This is a genomic window from Nocardia colli (assembly GCF_008704205.1).
Taxonomy (GTDB): domain Bacteria; phylum Actinomycetota; class Actinomycetes; order Mycobacteriales; family Mycobacteriaceae; genus Nocardia; species Nocardia colli.
Map to the genome: position 1 here is coordinate 1 of NZ_VXLC01000008.1, position 17,583 is coordinate 17,583.

The window sequence follows — 17,583 nt, forward strand, 5'->3', positions numbered from 1 at the left end:
TGCACCGACCAGATCAACTACAGCAACGACCCGCGCTCGAACGCCGAAATCAACAGCATCGGCGAACAAACCGGACAATGCCCGCCACCACAGCCCCCGCCGACCTCACCCGCGAAATGCACCGACCAGATCAACTACAGCAACGACCCGCGCTCGAACGCCGAAATCAACAGCATCGGCGAACAAACCGGACAATGCCCGGACCCGATGGGGTCTTGATTCGGATGTTGTGCGAAACGGCAGCGCCGCCGGGCAGGCCAGGTCGCGGCACAGCCGACACAGCTCCGAACAGGCGACGTCAAAGGGGCATTTGGCGACAGGATGGATCGGGGGGTCGGTGGGGCAGAGTTCGCTCGCCCCACCGACTTCCAGCAGTGGTCTAGCCCAAGGTGACGGTGCCGAAGCGGCCCGCGCCGGGGACGCTGTCGCCGAGACCGTCGACCAGGTCGGTGGCGATCTTCGCGGTATCGCCGTGGTTGAAGGCGCCGGCGCTCGGACTCACCGGGACGTTGACCGTGTGACTCTGCGAGTTGCACGTGGGCTCGACGAAACCGGCGCCGAGCCCACCCGAGGTCTTGTCCTCGATCACGGCCGTCAGCCGCCGGGCATCACTCGACGGATCGCAGCTGTAGGTCACCGAAACGGTCGCGCTGCCGCCGCCGACGGCGGTGGCGCCGTTGATCGCGGTCGACGTGGCGGCGTCGGCCACACCGGTGAACAGCAAGGTGGACGAAGCCGCCGCCGTCAACACGACGGCGCGACCGACAAGCTTGAAGCTCATTTTCGTTCTCCTAGACCGGATTCCCCCATGGAATCCCCCACCCCCATGATCAGCTCGCCGAATGAACACCAGCTGTCAGCGACCGAGCCGTGCGTCGAACACCATGCGCTGCAGGCGGAATCGCCGGTTCGCCGGTCTATTCGTCGCTGCCGCCGAGGATTTCCGGCGCGGGGTGCTCCGGGTCGTACGGCGCCCAGCCGGGGTTTCCGGTGGTGGCGAAGGCTATCCACGCGGCGTGGATCTTGGTTGCCAGGCCGGGTGGGGCGGGGTCGGGGCCGAGGAGGCCGGTTTCGCCGTGCAGCCAAGGCTTTTCGGCTATGTCGAAGACGAAGGGGAGTTCGGTGGTGTGGGTGGCGCCGAGTTGTCCGTTCAGGGCGGTGGAGCGGTGTTCGAACGAGTAGAGGTGGGTGCGGCCGGCGGAGATTCGGGCGTGCGCCTGGGCCATGCGGGCGGTGCCGGCGCCGAACAGTGCGGCGCCGAGGATTGCGGAGCGTAGTTCGCCTGGTGTCGCTTTCGGTTGGGCTGTGCGGTGTTCGGCGAGTTCGGCTTCCGGGTCCGGCGATAGTCGGGCAAAGAGGGTGAGCAGGTCGGCTTCGGTGGTGGACTCCAGGTTGCCCTGCGGTACGACGTAAAGGTTGCCCTCCTCGGTGTTGGTTCCGATCAGTAGATCGATGTCGGGGGCCGGACCATCGGCGAGGCTGTCGGCCGGTTGGGTCGGCAGGACCAGGCTGAATGGGCTCAGTCCGACCAAGGGGTCCGTGGCAGTGTCGGTGCGCAGGTCGAGGCCGGCGAGGGCGGGCAGAATCTCCAGGAAACGCTCGTCCGGAATCGCGGAGAACGCCTCGGCGGTCGGTTCGATGCCCAGCGCGGCGGCTGCCGCTACAGTCACCCGCTGCGCCTGCTCCGGCGTGAAAGCGCCTGTCCCGTTACCACTTTGGATGATCGCCCGACGGAACAGACCTTTTGCCGCGGGCGTCGCGAGCAATGCTCCGACCAGCGTGGCACCCGCGGATTGACCGAAGATCGTGACGTTGCCCGGATCACCGCCGAACGCCGCGATCGTCTCGCGCACCCACCCGAGTGCGGCGAGCACGTCGAGCAACCCGCGGTTGGCCGGTGCGCCGGGCAGGTCGAGGAAGCCGGGGATGCCGACGCGGTAGTTCACCGTCACGAGAACGACGCCGTCGCGGGCGAACGCACTGCCGTCATAGAGGGCGGCGCGGGTCGAGCCGGTGACGAATCCGCCGCCGTGCACGAAGACCATCACCGGGTACTGGCCGTCGGTGCCAGGGGTGCGGATATCAACGGTCAGGTATTCCGCGCCACGCACCCAGCCGGGTCCGAAGTACGGAATCATGTCGAGCCGCCCGAAGTCGCGGGCCGGTTGAGGTGCGGTCGGCGACGGCTGGGTGCCGTCGCGCACGCCGGACCAGCCCGCGTGCGGGCGAGGTGCGGCGAAACGGCGCGCGCCGATGGGAGCCATGGCGTAGGGAATGGCGCGGTAGAACTCGCCGGACTCGTCGCGAAGACCGCGCACGGCACCGGCTGGAGTCTCGACGGCCTCTGTATATATGGGCATGGGAACGCTTCCTCTGAGTGTGGTCAGGACATGCGGGCGAAACCGGCCCAGTCCTTGATCGTGAATTTCGACCCGCTGCGCTCGACCTCCACCGCGCCCTGCCCGCCGAAATGCGCGGGAAAGACGAGCGCGTTGTCCTCGGCCGCGCGACCGAGCAGCTTGTGCCGGGTGGCGCGGGCTTCGGCCGGGTCCTCGCAGAAGCAGGAGTTGGTTTCCGGCTCGACGATTTGCAGCGGGGTGTGCAGCAGGTCGCCGACGAACAGAGCCCGGTCGGTGCCGGATGCCAGGTGGAGCACGGACGAGCCGGGGGTATGACCGGGAGCGAGATCGAGGCGCAGGTTCTGGTCGATCTGGTACGACCCGTCCCACAGATGGGTCAGTCCGGCCTGATGGACCGGGGTGACGCTGTCCTCGAAGACGTTCTGATTGCCGCGCCCGAACACGGTCTCGTGCCCGTTGACCGGGTTCCAGAAGTCGAAGTCGCGCAACGGCATCAGGTAGGTGGCGTTCGGGAAGGTCGGCACCCAGGTGCGGCCGTCGAGGCGGGTGTTCCAGCCGACGTGGTCGATGTGCAGGTGGGTGTTGATCACCAGGTCGACGTCCTCGGGGCGCACGCCGGCGGCGGCGAGGTTGTCCAGGAAGTCGGTGTCCAGGCGGCTCCACACCGGTGCGTACGGGCGGTCCTTGTGGTTGCCGACGCCGGTGTCGACCAGAATCGTGCGGCCCTCGCTGCGCAACACCCAGGTCTGCAACGCGGAGTGGCACTCGCCGGTGTCGAGATTCCAGAAATCGGGGGCCAGCAGGCCGCGGTGTTCGTCCCAGGCGCCCTCGGGGCTGTCCGGGAAGAACTGGTCCGGGCGCATCTCGACGGTGCCGTAGAACTCTCTGACGCGGGTGACGGTGACGTCGCCCAGGGTGATCTGGTCCATGTGATTCGTCCTCTGGTTCGCGATGGGGCGGAACAAGAACGAGCCTGGACATCCGGACGCGGGCCAACCACTCCCGCTTTGTCCTACCCCTGGCAAGGTGTGGCTGGGATCGGCCGCGACTCCGATACTGGAGCAATGGACGGACCCGGCCCCCTCGGCGATTTCTTGCAGGCGCGGCGAGCGCGGCTGCGTCCGGCGGACGTCGGCGTGCCGGACGTCGGACCCCGAAGGCGAGTGACCGGCCTCCGGCGCGAGGAATTGGCCCAGTTGGCCGGCGTCAGCGTCTCCTACTACACGCGCCTCGAGCAGGGCCTGTCCCGCGGCGCGTCCGCCGAGGTGCTCGACGCGATCGCCCGTGCGCTGCTGCTCGACGACCACGAACGCGCGCACCTCGACCGACTCGCCGACGCCGCCCGTCGCGCACCCCGGGTACGCCGCCCACGCCCCGAACAGCTCGCCGACGAGACCCGAGACCTGCTTCGCGCCGTCGACGGCGTCCCCGCGCTGGTCCTCGGCCGACGCACGGACGTGCTCACCTGGAACACCCTCGGACATTCCCTGCTGGCCGGCCACCTGGACTTCCACAGCCCGGACGACTCGGCCCGGCGCCCGAACATGAGCCGGATCGTGTTCCTCGACCCGCACTGCCGAGAGCTGTACTCCGATTGGAAAAGCAAGGCCCGCGCGGTGGTCGGCAACCTGCGCATCGCTGTCGGCCGGCACCCGGACGACCCACTGCTCGCCGAACTCATCGGCGAGCTGACCATGAAAAGCCCTGAGTTCGTTGCCCTTTGGCGCGACCACCGGGTACTCCCCTGCGACGCCGCGGCCTACGACCTGCACCATCCCGTCGTCGGCACGGTAACCGTGACCCAGCAGACCCTCGCGGTCGCCCGTTCACCGGAACAGGTACTGATCGTCTGCACGACCCCCGCAGGCTCGCCTTCCGAAGCTGCCCTCGCGCTCCTCCGGCAGGCGAGCGGCGAGCGGGGATCAGTACCGAGCGTCCCGGCGAAAGTTACTGACCAACAACGTATCTAGGACACATCGGCTACGGCGAATGGCCAGGGGTCCGTTACGACAAGCGAATTCGCCTCTGTCAGCGCCGGTTTCGCGCTACGCAGACCAAGCGTTCGTCGTCGTACCAGCTTTCGTCACCACATCGGAATTGATAGGTGGCCATGTGTCGAGTTCCGGAATGCAGGCACCGATAGAACCCCGCTCGATCTTCGGGATCGGCGTAGTACCCCTCCGCCCTGCCCTGGCAGAAGTCCGATCCGGCGTCGGTGGGCACGACGGCGTACTGCCGAGCGGCGACGTCGCGTCCGGACCCGTCGGGCACATCCACCACAGCCAACGTGCCGAGCGTGAGCGCCGCGACCCCTAACGACGGCAGCACCGCCATCACGGTTCCGGCGGCGAGGACGCCGGTACGACACACCAGGCTGTTCGAGTTCATGAACGGGAGTTCCCTGTCTCCCCGCGGGCGGGGGTCGGCGGCTAGCTGCTCCCCTGTATTCGGTCCCGCGCACCGCCCGGATCGTTTCGGTCACAAACCGCCTGGTCGGGCGGTTGCCAGGGGTGTCTCACGCGTCCCAATCCGGACCAATATCGCGCTCGGACAACCGAAGTCCGGTTTGTTAGCCGAAAACTTCTGTGACGTGTCGCACATTGGGTTTAGCAGCAAACTCCCTGCGTAGGTAACGGTTCGGCAACGGCGCGGGAGGGGTTCCAAGATCGGCAGCACCGTTCATTCATGATTCGTTTACCGTCCGTTCACTTAGTGTGACCATTCTGCGATCAGGTCATAAAGCGACCTGGAGTTTGGTAACACCGAGGAGTTTTTCACCCACATTCGGAAAACGACCGCAATGGCAGGCCCCATGCCCGCCGCGGTCGGCGGATCGGGATCCGGCAAAGGACCCGCTAACCCTAACCTCCGCCGAATGGACGCGCCGAGAGGCCGTTTTTCTCCGCATCGAGATGCGGAGTCCCGCGCGACATCGCGGCCGGGCTCGCAGTTGAGCGCCCCGGCACCGCACCACTGAACGTCGCGTTCCGGGGACTTGTGCGTCCCCCACAACAAAACCCCACAACAGCACATCAGCCCGCACCGGCGAGCGCCCACCACGCGCCCGTCCTGGATCCGTGCTGCCTGCGCGCGCCCGGATCGAAACCAGTCCCCGACAAAGGAACCGATTTCGTCATGCCTGACAGACGCTTTTCTGCTCTCCGCCGCTCGACGCTTCGCGAGGGTGTCACTTTCGCCATCGCCGCAGCCGGCGTCGTGGCCGTTGCCGCCTCTTCCGCGGTGTCGGTGGCCGACGACAGCGTTCCGTCACGCATCGCGATGGTGGCCGAGGTGCAGCAGGCCGCCGCGCCCGCCGCCGAGGTCGCCGCCCCGGCGCCCATGCCCGCGCCGCTGCCCCTGCCGTTGCCGATCCCCGCGCCGGAGCCCACGCCCGCCCCGGCCCCCGTCTACCCGGACAACCTCGACGGCTGGATCCGCCAGGCCCTCGACATCATGCAGGCCAACAACATCCCCGGCAGCTACGACGGCATCCACCGCAACGTCATGCGCGAGTCCACCGGTAACCCGCACGCGATCAACCTGTGGGACTCCAACGCCGCCGCGGGCATCCCGTCCAAGGGCCTGCTCCAGGTGATCGACCCGACGTTCCGCTCGTACCACGTCGAGGGCACCTCCTGGGACATCTACGACCCGGTCGCCAACATCGTCGCCGCCTGCAACTACGCCGCGCGCACCTACGGCTCGATGGACAACGTCAACAGCGCGTACTGAGCCACGCCCGCACCGACGCCTCCCCGCCTGCCCGCGGGGAGGCGTCGTCGCGTCCGGCCCGCCCTCCGGCTAGGGTCGTTCACCACCGACCTTGGGACTTCCGCGATGACCGATTACGCGCACAGCGACACGGCGGCCAAGAGCCGCGCCGAGAAGGCCCGGCGCCTCGCCGGCTATGTCTGGCACCTCGGCATCACCGGACCGGAGCTGCTGGCCATGCCCGCGGCCACCCGGCGCAAGCTCGCCAGGGCGGCCGACACGAACCCGCCGAGCACCGAGGAAACCTGGGTGACGGTGGCCGAGCTGCTGGCCGAGAAGGACGACTGGGCCGCCCGGAATCCGGAGCACCCCGCGGCCCAGCGCGAACACACCGACGAGAAGCTGATGTGGGTGAAGCCGCCGATCACGCCCTGGTCGTGACTCGTTCCCGGACAACAACTTCGGGGACGAACCGGCACATTCGGTAGACTGGCGGCACTGCACCCGCCGTCGAAGGTGACGCGATGACCGAGCGCAAACCAGCCAACCTGGACTTCGAATCGTGGATCGACAAGCAGATCCGCGAGGCGACCGAACGCGGTGAATTCCAGAATCTGCCCGGCGCGGGCAAACCCATTCCACGCGGCAGCGATGACGAGAACTGGTGGCTGAAGGGTTATCTCCGGAAAGAAGGAGTGAGCGGCGACGCCTTGTTGCCGCCCTCGCTGCTGCTGCGCCGGGATATCGAGCGGCTGCCGGAGGTCGTGCGCGAGCTGAATTCCGAGCGAGCGGTCCGGGAGACCGTGCGGGAGCTCAACAAGCGGGTGGTCGACTGGCTGCGCCTGCCGCATGGTCCGTACGTCCAGGTCGCGCCCGTCGATACCGAGCAGATCGTCGCGCAGTGGCGGGCCGAGCGGAAACCGAAGCGGCCGTCCGCGCCGACGCCCGCTCCCACCCGGTCCAAGCCGAACCGAACTCCCGGGCGTTGGCGCGCCCTGTTCCGCAGGCACCGCCCCACCTGAAACGCGGAATCTGCACTCTCACTCGGACCGCAGCCGCACTCGGGACCCGCACTCTCACTCGGACCGCAGCCGGACTCGGGACCCGCACCGACTCTAGGGCCCTAGTTCGAGTGCAGATCGCCAGTGAGAGTGCGGATGTCGGCAATATCGGCCGGCGGGGGCGGGCTGTGCGATCACCGCCGAGTCAGGCGCCGATGGCGGATTCGGTGGATTCCTCTACTGCGACAACGACTTTCTCGGACAACGTCTGCATCGCGTGTGCCTCGGCGGGCGTGATGCAATCGATGAACACCTCGCGCACCAGCCGCACGTGATTCGGCGCGGCGCGCTCCAGCAACCCGCGCCCAGCCGGCGTCAACCGGACCAGCACCCCGCGCGCGTCCTCCGCCACCGGCTCCCGGTCGACCAGCCCGCGCGCGTCCATCCGCGCCAGATGCTTGGACAACCGGCTCTTCTCCCAGCAGACCTCGGCCGCCAGATCCTTGGCGCGCAGGCAGTCCTCCGGCGCGGCCGACAGCGCGACCATCAGCTCGTAGTCCGCCGCGGACAGCCCGTCCTTGGTCAGGCCGGCGGCGATCACCGCGTCCAGCCGCTGCCGCAGGCGGATGTAGGCCGACCACGTCGCCTGCTCGTCGTCATTCAGCCAGTCCATGGGAATGAAGTCTACCCACGGTTGGTTGACATGGACACCAAATGCCTTACCAGGAGGTTCAGATGCCCGCCATCACCGTCCCCGACCTGATGATCCTGCCTCGCCTGCCCCAGCCCACCGAGACCATGCGCGAACGCCCGGTGCGTACCGTGGTCAGCGCGCCGAAGCAGCGCGAGGGCGCGGGCTTCGAGGTGCGCAGGCCGTTCCCGAGCGTCGACCTGCGCACCGCCGATCCGTTCATCCTGCTCGACCAGATGGGCCCGGTCGCCTACGAGCCGCACGAGGCCAAGGGCGCGCCGTGGCATCCGCACCGCGGCTTCGAGACCGTCACCTACGTCATGGACGGCGCCATGGTGCACCACGACTCCAACGGCGGCGGCGGCGTGATCGGCGAGGGCGACACGCAATGGATGACCGCGGGCTCCGGCATCCTGCACGACGAACTGCCGACCGAACAGCTGGTCATGACCGGCGGCTGGTTCCACGGCATCCAGCTGTGGGTGAACCTGCCGCGCGCGCTCAAGTTCGCCGCGCCGCGCTACCAGGATCTGCGCGGCAGCGAACTGACCCTGGTCAGCTCGCACGACGGCGGCGCGCTGGTCCGGCTCATCGCCGGCTCGGTCGGCGGCTTCGACGGCCCCGGCTCCACCTACACCCCGATCGCCTACGCGCACGCCTCGATCAGCCCGGGCGGTCAGCTGGAAACGCCTTGGCCGCAACACTTCACGGCGATGGCCTACATCCTCTCCGGCAGCGGCACGGTCGGCGCCGAGCGCAGGCCGGTGCAGGAGGGACAGCTGGCGGTTTTCGGCCCCGGCGACGCGATCACGGTGAGTGCCGATGCGCGCCAACACAATCGGAGCGGCGACCTGGAGGTGCTGTTGCTCGGCGGGCAGCCGATTCAGGAACCCGTCGTCCAGTACGGGCCATTCGTCATGAATACTCGCGCTGAAATCATCCAGGCAATGGACGACTACCAGGCAGGACGCATGGGAAACATCCCCGCCGAGCACTTGGCGGGCCATCGTCTTGGCGAATGAACGCGGCGCGACGGACATCCCCTAATGCCCTAGTTCTCCGGCGATCCGGTTGACAACCGGCCAACGCGTCACGACAGTGGATGCGGCGTCCGGTCGGACGCCCTATCCACCGCAGCAACTATCTAGAGGAATACATGAACGTTCGTCGGCTTACCTTCAGCGCTGCCGTCGCGGGACTGACCCTCCTTGCGGCGCCGACCGCGCTGGCCCAGCCCCCCACGGGCTCCTCCGGGACCGGCTCGTCGGCCGTCGATACCGGCTCCGCCGCAACCGGTTCCGCCGGTCTGACGCAGACCGGTTCGGCGGGCGGCGCATTCGCCAACTGTGATGATGCCCGCGCGGCCGGACGGGCTCCGCTCTTTCGCGGAGAGCCGGGCTACGGCCCGCACCTGGATCCGGATGGCGACGGGTTCGCCTGCCCCACGGTCTGATATTCGCGAAACAGAAACACCCGGTGTGCCGAGGCATACCGGGTGTTCTGCTGTTCGGGGACCGATCAGCGGAAGATCTTGAGCAGCACCAGCCCGACCACCAGGGCGGCCGCGCCGATCAGGCTGTACTTCACCTTGGGCTCGTTCAGCTTCCGCAGCACGATCTGCTTGCTGTCGCTCGCGATCCGCTGTGGATCCGCGCGCACCGCGAGTTCGTCGAGCGTGCTCGCCAGCCGCATGCGCGCGGCCTCGATCTCCTGCTCGATCCGCTCGGTATCCTTCGCCACGTTCAGGCCTCCTGTGTTTGATGTGCCGCGCCAGGGCTCGAATCGCGGTGCGTGTTCGGCCTTCGCGGGTCACCCTCAGCTCCCGGACGAGTCTATCCGTCCGCGCGGAGTTGCCCGGGGGCGCGCGCTGTTCTGTCGATCCGCACAGCGCCGCGGGCTCGCGCGCGGTGCCGGTCTTGTCGGTCCCTACAGTGTCGTTCGGTAGGTCCACGCCTTGTCCGAGGCTTCGGTTACGGTGCAGGACGTGACCGACAACCAACGACTCTCCCCCGGCGACACCGCCCCCGATTTCACGCTGCCCGACGCCGACGGCAAGGACGTGTCGCTCGCCGACTACCGCGGCCGCAAGGTGATCGTCTACTTCTACCCCGCCGCGAGCACCCCGGGCTGCACCAAAGAGGCCTGCGACTTCCGCGACAACCTCGCCGACCTGGACGGCGCGGGCATCGACGTGCTCGGCATCTCGCCGGACAAGCCGGCCAAGCTGGCCAAGTTCCGCGACGCCGAGCAACTGACCTTCCCGCTGCTGTCGGACCCGGACCGGTCCGTGCTCACCGCGTGGGGCGCGTTCGGCGAGAAGATGATGTACGGCAAGCAGGTCACCGGCGTCATCCGCTCCACCTTCCTGGTCGACGAGGCAGGCAAGATCGAGGTCGCCCAGTACAACGTGCGCGCCACCGGCCACGTCGCCAAGCTGCGCCGCGACCTGTCGGTTTAAGGCTGCGCGTAGGACCGGATGAACTGCTCGTATCCGTCGAGCAGCCGGTCCAGGCCGAAGCGCAGGTCGGCGTCGTCCCACTCGACGTCGTCGTCCTCGAAGGCCTGGGCGGCGAAGGCGCGGGTCAGTGCGGGGAACTGTTGCGGATCGAGTACCTGGCTCAACAAGGCCGGGTACTCGTCGGTCTCGCCACCGTCGGCCATCTCCTTGGCGACCCGCATCCGGCCGATCATGTACAACGAAACATTCAGTACGAGTTGCAGTTTGATCGACTCGGGGACGGCGGTCTCGGCGAACATGCCCAGGCCCGCGTCCAGCCAGGCCATGTTGCACGGCCCCATCGGCGGCGCGGCCAACGGCAGATCCAGGAACCAGGGATGCCTGCGCATCGACGCGGCCACCCCCCACGCCCACGCCTCGATCCCGGCCCGCCAGCCGACATCGGTCGGCAGCTCCGGCGGTAGCCCGATCGCCCGATCCGACACCAGGGTGAGCAGCGTGTCCTTGCTGTCCACGTATCGATAGAGCGACATCGTGGTGAAGCCGAGGTGCTTGGCCACCCGGCTCATCGACAGCGCCGTGACCCCTTCGGCATCCGCCACCTCGATCGCCGCGTCGATGACCTGATCGAGGCTGAGCCCGCGCTTCGGTCCGCGCGTTCCCGGCTCGTCCACACCCCACATCAGTGCGAAGGACTTGGCGATCGCGGATGTGCCCGTGTCCGCCTCCGGCGTGTCCACCACTTTCGACCCCTCTTTTCGATGACCTCTTGCCTCGCACCGAAAACTGTGTACCGTTTAAACAAAGTTTAACCCATACACAGTTTCGATTCGAGGAACCCCATGACAGTCCCATCCACCCCCGCCGTCAGCATCAGCGGGCTGACCAAAACCTTCGGGGACCAGACGGTGCTGGCCGGCATCGACCTGGAAGTCGCAGCGGGAACGGTCTTTTCGCTACTAGGCCCGAACGGGGCAGGCAAGACGACCATGGTGCGCATCCTGGCCACGCTGGCCGACGCCGACCGCGGCGAGATCCGGGTCGGCGGTCACGATCTCGCGCACGAACCCGACGCGGTGCGCCGGCTCATCGGCGTCACCGGCCAGTACTCGGCGGTGGACGAGGTCTTGACCGGCGCGGAGAATCTGCGCCTGATGGGACGGCTGCTGCACCTGGACCGGCCGGAGAGCGCCCGCCGCACGGCTCGGCTGCTCGCGCAATTCGAACTCACCGAGGCCGGCGACGCCCGCGTCGCGACCTACTCCGGCGGCATGCGCCGACGCCTCGACCTGGCCATGAGCCTGATGGGCGAACCGCGGATCATCTTCCTCGACGAGCCGACCACCGGACTCGATCCGCGCAGCCGCCGCGAACTCTGGCAGGTGATCCGGAACCTGGTCGCGGACGGCGTGACGATCTTCCTCACCACGCAATACCTGGAGGAGGCCGACCAGCTCGCCGATCGAATCGCGGTGCTGCACAACGGCAAGATCGTCGCCGCGGGCACGCCGGGTGATCTCAAACAGCTCGCTCCGGGCGGACACCTCCAGCTACGATTCGCCGACCAGCAGGGGCTGGATGCCGCCGCACTGGCCGTACCGGACGCCGAGATCGACGCCGAGCAGCTGACGCTGCTGGTCCCCTCGGACGGCAGCGTCGGCACCATCAAACGCCTGCTCGATCAGTTCGACGATCAGGCGATCACCATCGACCGGCTGGCCATCCACACCCCAGACCTGGACGACGTGTTCTTCGCGCTCACCGGGCACCCCACCACGCAGAAGGCAGCGGCGCTGTGACCATCACCCGCACCAATTCCCGGCTGGCCGTCCAGGATTCGGCCACCATGCTGAGCCGCAACCTGCGCCACACGCTGCGCAGCCCGGACACGATGATCATGTCGGTCGTGGTGCCGATCCTGATCCTGCTGATGTTCGTGTACGTGTTCGGCGGCGCGATGAACGTCGGCGGCAAGTACATCGACTACGTGGTGCCCGGCATCATCCTGCTGTGCGCCGGATTCGGTTCGGCGACAACGGCGGTGAGCCTGGCCACCGATCTGTCCAATGGCATCGTCGACCGATTCCGCACCATGGACATCGCCCGCTCGGCGGTGGTGACCGGGCACGTGGTGGAGAGCCTGCTGCGCAATCTGCTCACCACAACGCTGGTGATCCTGGTGGCCGTCGCGATCGGTTTCCGGCCCACCGGCGATCCGCTGCGCTGGCTCGCCGCCTACGGCATCATCGCGATGTTCGTCCTCGCGATGTCCTGGCTCGCGGCCGCGTTCGGGCTGCTGGTGAGCAATCCCGAGGCGGCCAACGCGTGCATGTTCTTCTTCATGTTCCTGCCCTACGTGAGCAGCGCGTTCGTGCCGACCGAGTCGATGCCGAGCGCGTTGCACCGGTTCGGCGAGAACCAGCCGGTCACGCCGGTGATCGAGACCATGCGCGGGCTGCTCATGGGCACGCCGATCGGCAACAGCGCGCTGCTGGCCGTGCTCTGGTGCGGCGGGATCGCGCTGGCGGGTTATCTCGTCGCGGGTGTGCTGTTCCGGCGCAAGACAAAACACTGACGCGCCATGGGGGCACTGCCCCGGCATAGGTAAAGGTCCGGCTCCGGAGGGGTAGAGCCGGACCTTTACACCGCAGGTGTTCCGGTTCTAGGTGGGCGTGATCTGCTGGGCGGCCCACTGCAGCATCATGCGGAAGTGGTTGTCCCACCAGTTGTAGGAATCCTCGGTGAAGGCCGCCGGGGGCGGCAGCTCACCGGGGAAGAGCAGCGCGCTGTTCGGGGCGCCGACCTTGTTGGTCGCCGCCGGGATGCCCGAGCCGGAGAACAGCGAGGCCGCGGCATTCGTCTCGGTCTCGTGCGCGGATTCGGCGGGCAGCAGCTCGGTTCGCTCCGGCTGACTGCTGCCCCACCGCTGGGCGGAGTACTGCGGCCGGGAATCGGCGGGATCGATGGTGACGATCGAGATGTCCGAGTCCGAAATCGCGACCGGAGTCCGGCGGTCCAGCACCGGGCCGTCGATACCCCGCGGATCGGGCCGCACCTGATCCAGCTTGCCCGCACCCGAATCGCCACGAACGATCTTGGCGTCGGCGGGGCTGTGCGCGTCCTTGAGTGCCGCGCCCGGCAGCGTCCGCGCCGAACCGCCCGCCGCGTACACGCCGCCGACCACCAGGCCGCCCGCGAGCACGCTGGCCGCGGCGAACACCGCGGCGCCGCCACGCACCCGGCGCACCCGCTCCTCGGTCTCGCCGATGCCGTCCACATCGGCCATCGCGTACAGCGCGGCACCGGCCGCGGACGCGGCCGCCGAGGTCTTGCACGGAATCACCGGCGCGCCGAAGGCATCCACCGCCGCGACGACCGCGGGCTTGCCGGCCGCCGAGCCGATCAGCACCACCGCGTCCGGCCGGACCGCCTGCGCCTCGAACTGATCCCAGGCAGCCGTCACCGCGGCGCCCATCGATTCCGCCGTCGCGCCGCCCGCCTGACCGATCGAGGCGAGAATCCGCCGACGGTCGCCGTCTACCAGGGTGAACGCCTGATGCCCCGGCACCACCTCGCAGATCAGCAGATCGTCGAACTCGTCCAGCCAGGTCATCATCCCGGCCACGCTGAGGTGCGCCGATTTGGACGACACGAGCGAGGCGGTATGCCACTGCCCGGACGCCAGGCGGGTGACGATGGCCCGCCGTTCCGCCGCGTCCCGATAGACGACCGCAGCGCCCGCGATGTCATGATCCGGGCCGAGTTCGGTGGCGAGTTCGTCCATCGCCAGCTCGACCGCTTCGGCCAAGTCCGCTTTGCTGTCGCCGGCCGTTCGTTTCACCCGATGCAGCAGCACGCGCTCGGGTAGCCGGGCGCCGGTGTCGGCGAACGCTACCGCGTGCACGGCGCCACGTTCGGTGGAAACGCCGAGTGTTACCACTGATCGAGCTACCACTGGTCACGCCTTCCTGGTCCTTTCGCGCGATGGAGCCACGCGCGCTCGGTATGTGTTCGGTGCCAGATTCGATCTGGATGGGTAGTGAATCGGACAGAAGATGAACACGCAGAAGCCGTGCGCGTGTCGTGTGTGTGTCCATACCGTTAGCCTGGATACGTGGAAGTACGCGCGGAGGCCAGGTCGAAGCAACGTCTGGACCCTGCGTTGGAGCTGCAGGACGACCCACAGGAGCTCATGCCGCGGCGACGGCCGACGCAGGAACGCAGCAAACGCAAGTTCGACGCGCTCTTACAGGCGTCAAGGGAACTACTCGTAGAAGTGGGTTTCGAGTCGTTCACCTGTGAGGAAGTGGCGGCCCGGGCCGAGGTTCCGATCGGCACGCTCTACCAGTTCTTCGCCAACAAGTACGTCATCGTCTGCGAACTGAATCGGCAAGACCTCGTTGCCGTTTCCCGGGAGCTCGCCGATTTCCACGGCGAGATCCCGTCGCTGGACTGGCTGCGGCACATGAACCAGTTCGTCGATCACATGGCGAACCTGTGGATGACCGACCCGTCCCGGCGCGAGGTGTGGCTCGCCATGCAGTCGACGCCGTCCACCCGGGCGACGGGCGCGATCCACGAGAAGGAGTTCGCCGAGGTCGTCGCGCAGATGCTGCGCCCGCTCACCCCGCGCACCCCGCGGCCGCGGCGCACCATGATGGCCGAGGTGCTGGTGCACGTCGTCTATTCGATGCTGAACTTCTCCGTGCAGGACGAGCAGAGCAACGCCGAGGCGGTGTCCGAGCTCAAGCGGCTGATGGTCGCGTATCTGCTGGTCGCAGAGAAGGAGTCCCGCTCGGCCAGCGGGCGCTAGGCGGTCTGCCCGTCGACCGAACGGGTGGGCGTGACGCCGTCGAGGATGGTGTTCGCGATCAGCTCGGGGTTGTCCCACATGGGCATGTGGCCGCAGTCCGGCAGGGTGACCCATCTGGTGTGCGCGGGGAGTTGATCGCGGACCTGGCTGGTACTCGGCGGCAGCATCCGGTCCAGCGTGCCGAACGCGATGGTGACCGGCACGGTGATCGCCTGTCCCCCGTCGAAACGCAGCTTCTTCGCGATCTTCAGCGCGCGCCGCAGGGTCGGCCCGGACCGATCGAGGTCGCGCGCGACGTCGACCGCCTCGGCGGCCGTCAGCCGATCGGGATGGCCGACGGCGGGCCACAGGGTGACAGACCTGGCCCAGCCGAGCATCCGGGCCGCGGGCGTGCGGGTCAGCAGGGCGCCGGCCAGCCCGATCTGGAACTGCGCCCGCAGCGGAAACGGCATCTCCTTGTGCCACAACGCAACCGGCGCCAGCCCGACGAACGAACTCGCCAACCCGCGCTTGGTCGCCTCCAGGCCGATCAGGCCGCCCATCGAATTGCCGACCAGATCGACCGGCGCATCGATGCCCAGGCGCAGCAGTTCGGCGGCCAGCCCATCGACGATCCAGTTCATGTCGAGGTGTACGTCGCGGCCCGGCGCCGGTGTCTGCCCGAAGCCGGGGAAGTCCAGCGCGATCACCCGGCGGTCCGCACTCAGCCGATCGAGCACCGGCAACCAGCAGCGCGCCGAGGCCCCGCCACCGTGCAGCAACACCAGCGGACGGCCTTCGCCCCGTTCGATCCGGTTCCACTCGGTCATCGGCAACTCCTTCAGCGACTCGGCAACCTTCCCGACTCTCCAGTATTACGCCCCGAAATACCAGCCCGCTATGGTGCATTTGCGAAACTCCTTGCGCACCCTTTGTCGCTGACTCCAATCAGAGCTACCCTCCAGCAATGGCTGGTCCACCCCCTGGCGACCGCCGCGCCCTGCTGGCTCGGCTGTTCTCGCACGCCACCGAGCTGACCACCGAGGCGATCGAACGGCTCAGCGCGGAGATCCCCGCGTACGCACAGCTGGACCGGGCCTCGTTGCTGCCGGACGCCATTCGCACCGTGCAACAGATTCTGCGGTCGCTCGCCGCGGGCCGCGAACTGACCGTCGGCGAGCTGGCCGTCTTCACCGCGCTCGGGGAAGACCGTGGGCGCCAAGGGATTCCGGTGACCGAGATGTTCCGCGGCTGGCGGGTGGCGGTGCGGTTCGCGATCGACGAGACCGTCGTCATGGGCCGCCGCCTGGGCATGTCCGACGGCCAGCTGCTGGAGCTCACGAATGACATTCTCGCCCTGACCGACACCGCGATCCTGGCGGTGACCCGCGGTCATCTCGACGCCGAATTCCAAGTGACCCTGCATGATCAGCAACACCGCGCCGACCTGGTCCGCGGCATCCTGTTCGGCACGCTCGCGCCGAGCGAGATCCGGCTGCAAGTAGAGCGCTACGGCCTGGATTCCTACCGCGAGTACCACGCGATCCGGGCCCGCCCGAGCGTCGACCTGCCCGCGGATCGGCTGGTCCGGCTGCTCGAGCCACCGGCGAGCAACCCGGCCCGCAGCCTGCTCGCGGTCATCGACGGCGACATCGCCGGCATCGTCGACGCCCCGCCGACCGCGGAGATCGCGACGGCGGCCGGCATCGGCCCGCCCGCCCGGCTGGATCGGATGGAGCCGTCGTTCCGCCGGGCGACCCGGGCCATGGCGACCGCGGACGCGTTCGAACTCACGGGCGTGCGCGACCTGGCCGGCCTCGGGCTGCTGCCCGCGATCCTGGCCGACACCGAGGTCGGCGACGAACTCGTCCGCCGCTACCTCACCCCGCTCGGCGAAAACGACACCGCCGCAGCGTTGATCGACACCGCCCAGCACTATCTGCGCAACGGCCTGCGCGTCGACCACACGGCCAAATCGATGGGCCTGCACACCAATACGGTGCGCTACCGGCTGCGCCGCTACCAGGACCTGGTCGGGATCGATCTCACCGAACCCGACCGGGCCCTCGAAGCCTGGTGGGCGTTGCAACGCAGCCGGTTACAACGCATCCACCGAGACTGACTGTCCGCCTTACCCTTCGCGGCCTTCGATCAAATCCACCATCTCGCCGGGGTCTTCGAGCACCACCATCGCCGCGGCGGTGTCCCCGTCATGGGTCAGCGACAGGTGAACCCTTGCCCGCGGCAGGAATTCGGCGGCCAGGCCATGCAGCTTGATGCTCGGCCTGCCCCACGCGTCGTTGACCACTTCGATGAGCGGATACGGATTGTCGCCGATCTGCGGGCGGCGAGCGAAACGTGATGAGGCCCAAGCCTTTATCACCGCTTCCTTCGCCGCCCAGCGCACCGCGTAGCTGCGCGCGGGATCGGTCCCCTTGCTCTGACAGTAGCGTCGCTCGCCCGCGGTGAAACTCTCTCGGAGCATCGTGGTTCCGGCGCGTTCGAGCTGTTCGGCGAACTCGGAGATGGTCACCAAGTCCAGGCCGATACCGAGGATCGTCATATGCCGG

Annotated in this window: 21 protein-coding genes and 1 pseudogene; 12 read left to right on the forward strand and 10 right to left on the reverse strand. The window is 68.0% G+C overall.

Going from position 1 to position 17,583, the window contains the following annotated elements; genetic code table 11:
• Positions 1–219 (forward strand): annotated as a pseudogene (locus F3087_RS46630) (hypothetical protein); the annotation flags it as partial.
• A gap of 160 nt (positions 220–379) precedes the next feature.
• Here F3087_RS46630 and F3087_RS19000 read toward each other — a convergent pair.
• From F3087_RS19000 to F3087_RS19010, 3 genes are all read right to left on the reverse strand, one after another.
• A complete protein-coding gene (locus F3087_RS19000; protein WP_150403343.1) occupies positions 380–781 on the reverse strand; it encodes a hypothetical protein in 402 nt (133 codons plus the stop codon).
• Between the two features lie 136 nt (positions 782–917).
• The gene (locus tag F3087_RS19005; protein ID WP_150403344.1) at positions 918–2,360 is read right to left on the reverse strand and encodes a carboxylesterase/lipase family protein; all 1,443 of its coding nucleotides are present in this window, start codon (positions 2,358–2,360) and stop codon (positions 918–920) included.
• 23 nt (positions 2,361–2,383) lie between these two features.
• Positions 2,384–3,289, reverse strand: a complete 906-nt coding sequence (locus F3087_RS19010) for an MBL fold metallo-hydrolase (protein ID WP_150403345.1) — start codon at positions 3,287–3,289, stop codon at positions 2,384–2,386.
• A 135-nt stretch (positions 3,290–3,424) separates the two neighbouring features.
• On the opposite strand from F3087_RS19010, the gene F3087_RS19015 reads away from it, so the two are divergent.
• Positions 3,425–4,330: a helix-turn-helix domain-containing protein gene (locus F3087_RS19015; protein ID WP_150403346.1), complete on the forward strand. Its 906-nt coding sequence runs from the start codon at positions 3,425–3,427 to the stop codon at positions 4,328–4,330.
• 58 nt (positions 4,331–4,388) lie between these two features.
• On the opposite strand, the gene F3087_RS19020 is transcribed toward F3087_RS19015, so the two are convergent.
• Positions 4,389–4,748, reverse strand: coding sequence for a chitin binding peritrophin-A domain-containing protein (locus F3087_RS19020; protein WP_150403347.1), 360 nt, complete (start codon positions 4,746–4,748; stop codon positions 4,389–4,391).
• Positions 4,749–5,495: 747 nt separating this feature from the next.
• On the opposite strand from F3087_RS19020, the gene F3087_RS19025 reads away from it, so the two are divergent.
• From F3087_RS19025 to F3087_RS19035, 3 genes are all read left to right on the forward strand, one after another.
• Positions 5,496–6,092 carry a transglycosylase SLT domain-containing protein gene (locus tag F3087_RS19025; RefSeq protein ID WP_150403348.1) on the forward strand — a complete coding sequence of 199 codons (597 nt, stop codon included), beginning with the start codon at positions 5,496–5,498 and terminating at the stop codon, positions 6,090–6,092.
• 105 nt (positions 6,093–6,197) lie between these two features.
• A complete protein-coding gene (locus F3087_RS19030) occupies positions 6,198–6,512 on the forward strand; it encodes a hypothetical protein (protein ID WP_150403349.1) in 315 nt (104 codons plus the stop codon).
• Positions 6,513–6,595: 83 nt separating this feature from the next.
• Positions 6,596–7,093, forward strand: coding sequence for a DnaJ family domain-containing protein (locus F3087_RS19035; RefSeq protein ID WP_150403350.1), 498 nt, complete (start codon positions 6,596–6,598; stop codon positions 7,091–7,093).
• A 184-nt stretch (positions 7,094–7,277) separates the two neighbouring features.
• Here the strand turns inward: F3087_RS19035 and F3087_RS19040 are convergent, their stop codons facing one another.
• The gene (locus tag F3087_RS19040; protein ID WP_150403351.1) at positions 7,278–7,745 is read right to left on the reverse strand and encodes a MarR family winged helix-turn-helix transcriptional regulator; all 468 of its coding nucleotides are present in this window, start codon (positions 7,743–7,745) and stop codon (positions 7,278–7,280) included.
• Positions 7,746–7,807: 62 nt separating this feature from the next.
• Here F3087_RS19040 and F3087_RS19045 point away from each other — a divergent pair, with 62 nt between their 5' ends.
• Both F3087_RS19045 and F3087_RS19050 read left to right on the forward strand, forming a co-directional pair.
• On the forward strand, positions 7,808–8,785 hold the full coding sequence (locus tag F3087_RS19045) for a pirin family protein (protein ID WP_150403352.1): 978 nt from the start codon (positions 7,808–7,810) through the stop codon (positions 8,783–8,785).
• A 134-nt stretch (positions 8,786–8,919) separates the two neighbouring features.
• A complete protein-coding gene (locus tag F3087_RS19050) occupies positions 8,920–9,216 on the forward strand; it encodes an excalibur calcium-binding domain-containing protein (RefSeq protein WP_150403353.1) in 297 nt (98 codons plus the stop codon).
• 65 nt (positions 9,217–9,281) lie between these two features.
• On the opposite strand, the gene F3087_RS19055 is transcribed toward F3087_RS19050, so the two are convergent.
• Positions 9,282–9,503, reverse strand: coding sequence for a DUF3618 domain-containing protein (locus F3087_RS19055; RefSeq protein WP_150403354.1), 222 nt, complete (start codon positions 9,501–9,503; stop codon positions 9,282–9,284).
• Positions 9,504–9,747: 244 nt separating this feature from the next.
• Between F3087_RS19055 and bcp the strand changes: the two genes are divergently transcribed.
• Positions 9,748–10,221, forward strand: a complete 474-nt coding sequence (bcp, locus tag F3087_RS19060) for a thioredoxin-dependent thiol peroxidase (RefSeq protein WP_150403355.1) — start codon at positions 9,748–9,750, stop codon at positions 10,219–10,221.
• Here bcp and F3087_RS19065 read toward each other — a convergent pair.
• Entirely contained in the window at positions 10,218–10,964 is a 747-nt protein-coding gene (locus F3087_RS19065; RefSeq protein ID WP_223885197.1) for a TetR/AcrR family transcriptional regulator, read from the reverse strand. The genes bcp and F3087_RS19065 overlap by 4 nt on opposite strands.
• A 99-nt stretch (positions 10,965–11,063) precedes the next feature.
• Between F3087_RS19065 and F3087_RS19070 the strand changes: the two genes are divergently transcribed.
• Together F3087_RS19070 and F3087_RS19075 are read left to right on the forward strand one after the other, a co-directional pair.
• Positions 11,064–12,020: an ATP-binding cassette domain-containing protein gene (locus tag F3087_RS19070; RefSeq protein ID WP_150403356.1), complete on the forward strand. Its 957-nt coding sequence runs from the start codon at positions 11,064–11,066 to the stop codon at positions 12,018–12,020.
• Positions 12,021–12,067: 47 nt separating this feature from the next.
• Positions 12,068–12,796, forward strand: a complete 729-nt coding sequence (locus F3087_RS19075; RefSeq protein WP_150403665.1) for an ABC transporter permease — start codon at positions 12,068–12,070, stop codon at positions 12,794–12,796.
• An 87-nt stretch (positions 12,797–12,883) separates the two neighbouring features.
• Here F3087_RS19075 and F3087_RS19080 read toward each other — a convergent pair whose 3' ends face one another.
• Complete coding sequence (locus F3087_RS19080; protein WP_150403357.1) at positions 12,884–14,125, reverse strand: hypothetical protein; 1,242 nt, start codon at positions 14,123–14,125, stop codon at positions 12,884–12,886.
• A 288-nt stretch (positions 14,126–14,413) separates the two neighbouring features.
• On the opposite strand from F3087_RS19080, the gene F3087_RS19085 reads away from it, so the two are divergent.
• Positions 14,414–15,034 (forward strand): TetR/AcrR family transcriptional regulator, encoded by a 621-nt coding sequence (locus tag F3087_RS19085; RefSeq protein WP_223885232.1) that lies wholly within the window; start codon positions 14,414–14,416, stop codon positions 15,032–15,034.
• Here the strand turns inward: F3087_RS19085 and F3087_RS19090 are convergent.
• Positions 15,031–15,843, reverse strand: a complete 813-nt coding sequence (locus F3087_RS19090) for an alpha/beta fold hydrolase (protein ID WP_150403358.1) — start codon at positions 15,841–15,843, stop codon at positions 15,031–15,033. The two genes, F3087_RS19085 and F3087_RS19090, sit on opposite strands and share 4 nt — an antisense overlap.
• A 137-nt stretch (positions 15,844–15,980) precedes the next feature.
• Between F3087_RS19090 and F3087_RS19095 the strand changes: the two genes are divergently transcribed.
• Positions 15,981–17,135, forward strand: a complete 1,155-nt coding sequence (locus tag F3087_RS19095) for a PucR family transcriptional regulator (RefSeq protein WP_150403359.1) — start codon at positions 15,981–15,983, stop codon at positions 17,133–17,135.
• A 9-nt stretch (positions 17,136–17,144) separates the two neighbouring features.
• On the opposite strand, the gene acpS is transcribed toward F3087_RS19095, so the two are convergent.
• Entirely contained in the window at positions 17,145–17,576 is a 432-nt protein-coding gene (acpS, locus tag F3087_RS19100; protein ID WP_150403360.1) for a holo-ACP synthase AcpS, read from the reverse strand.
• Positions 17,577–17,583: the final 7 nt, after the last annotated feature.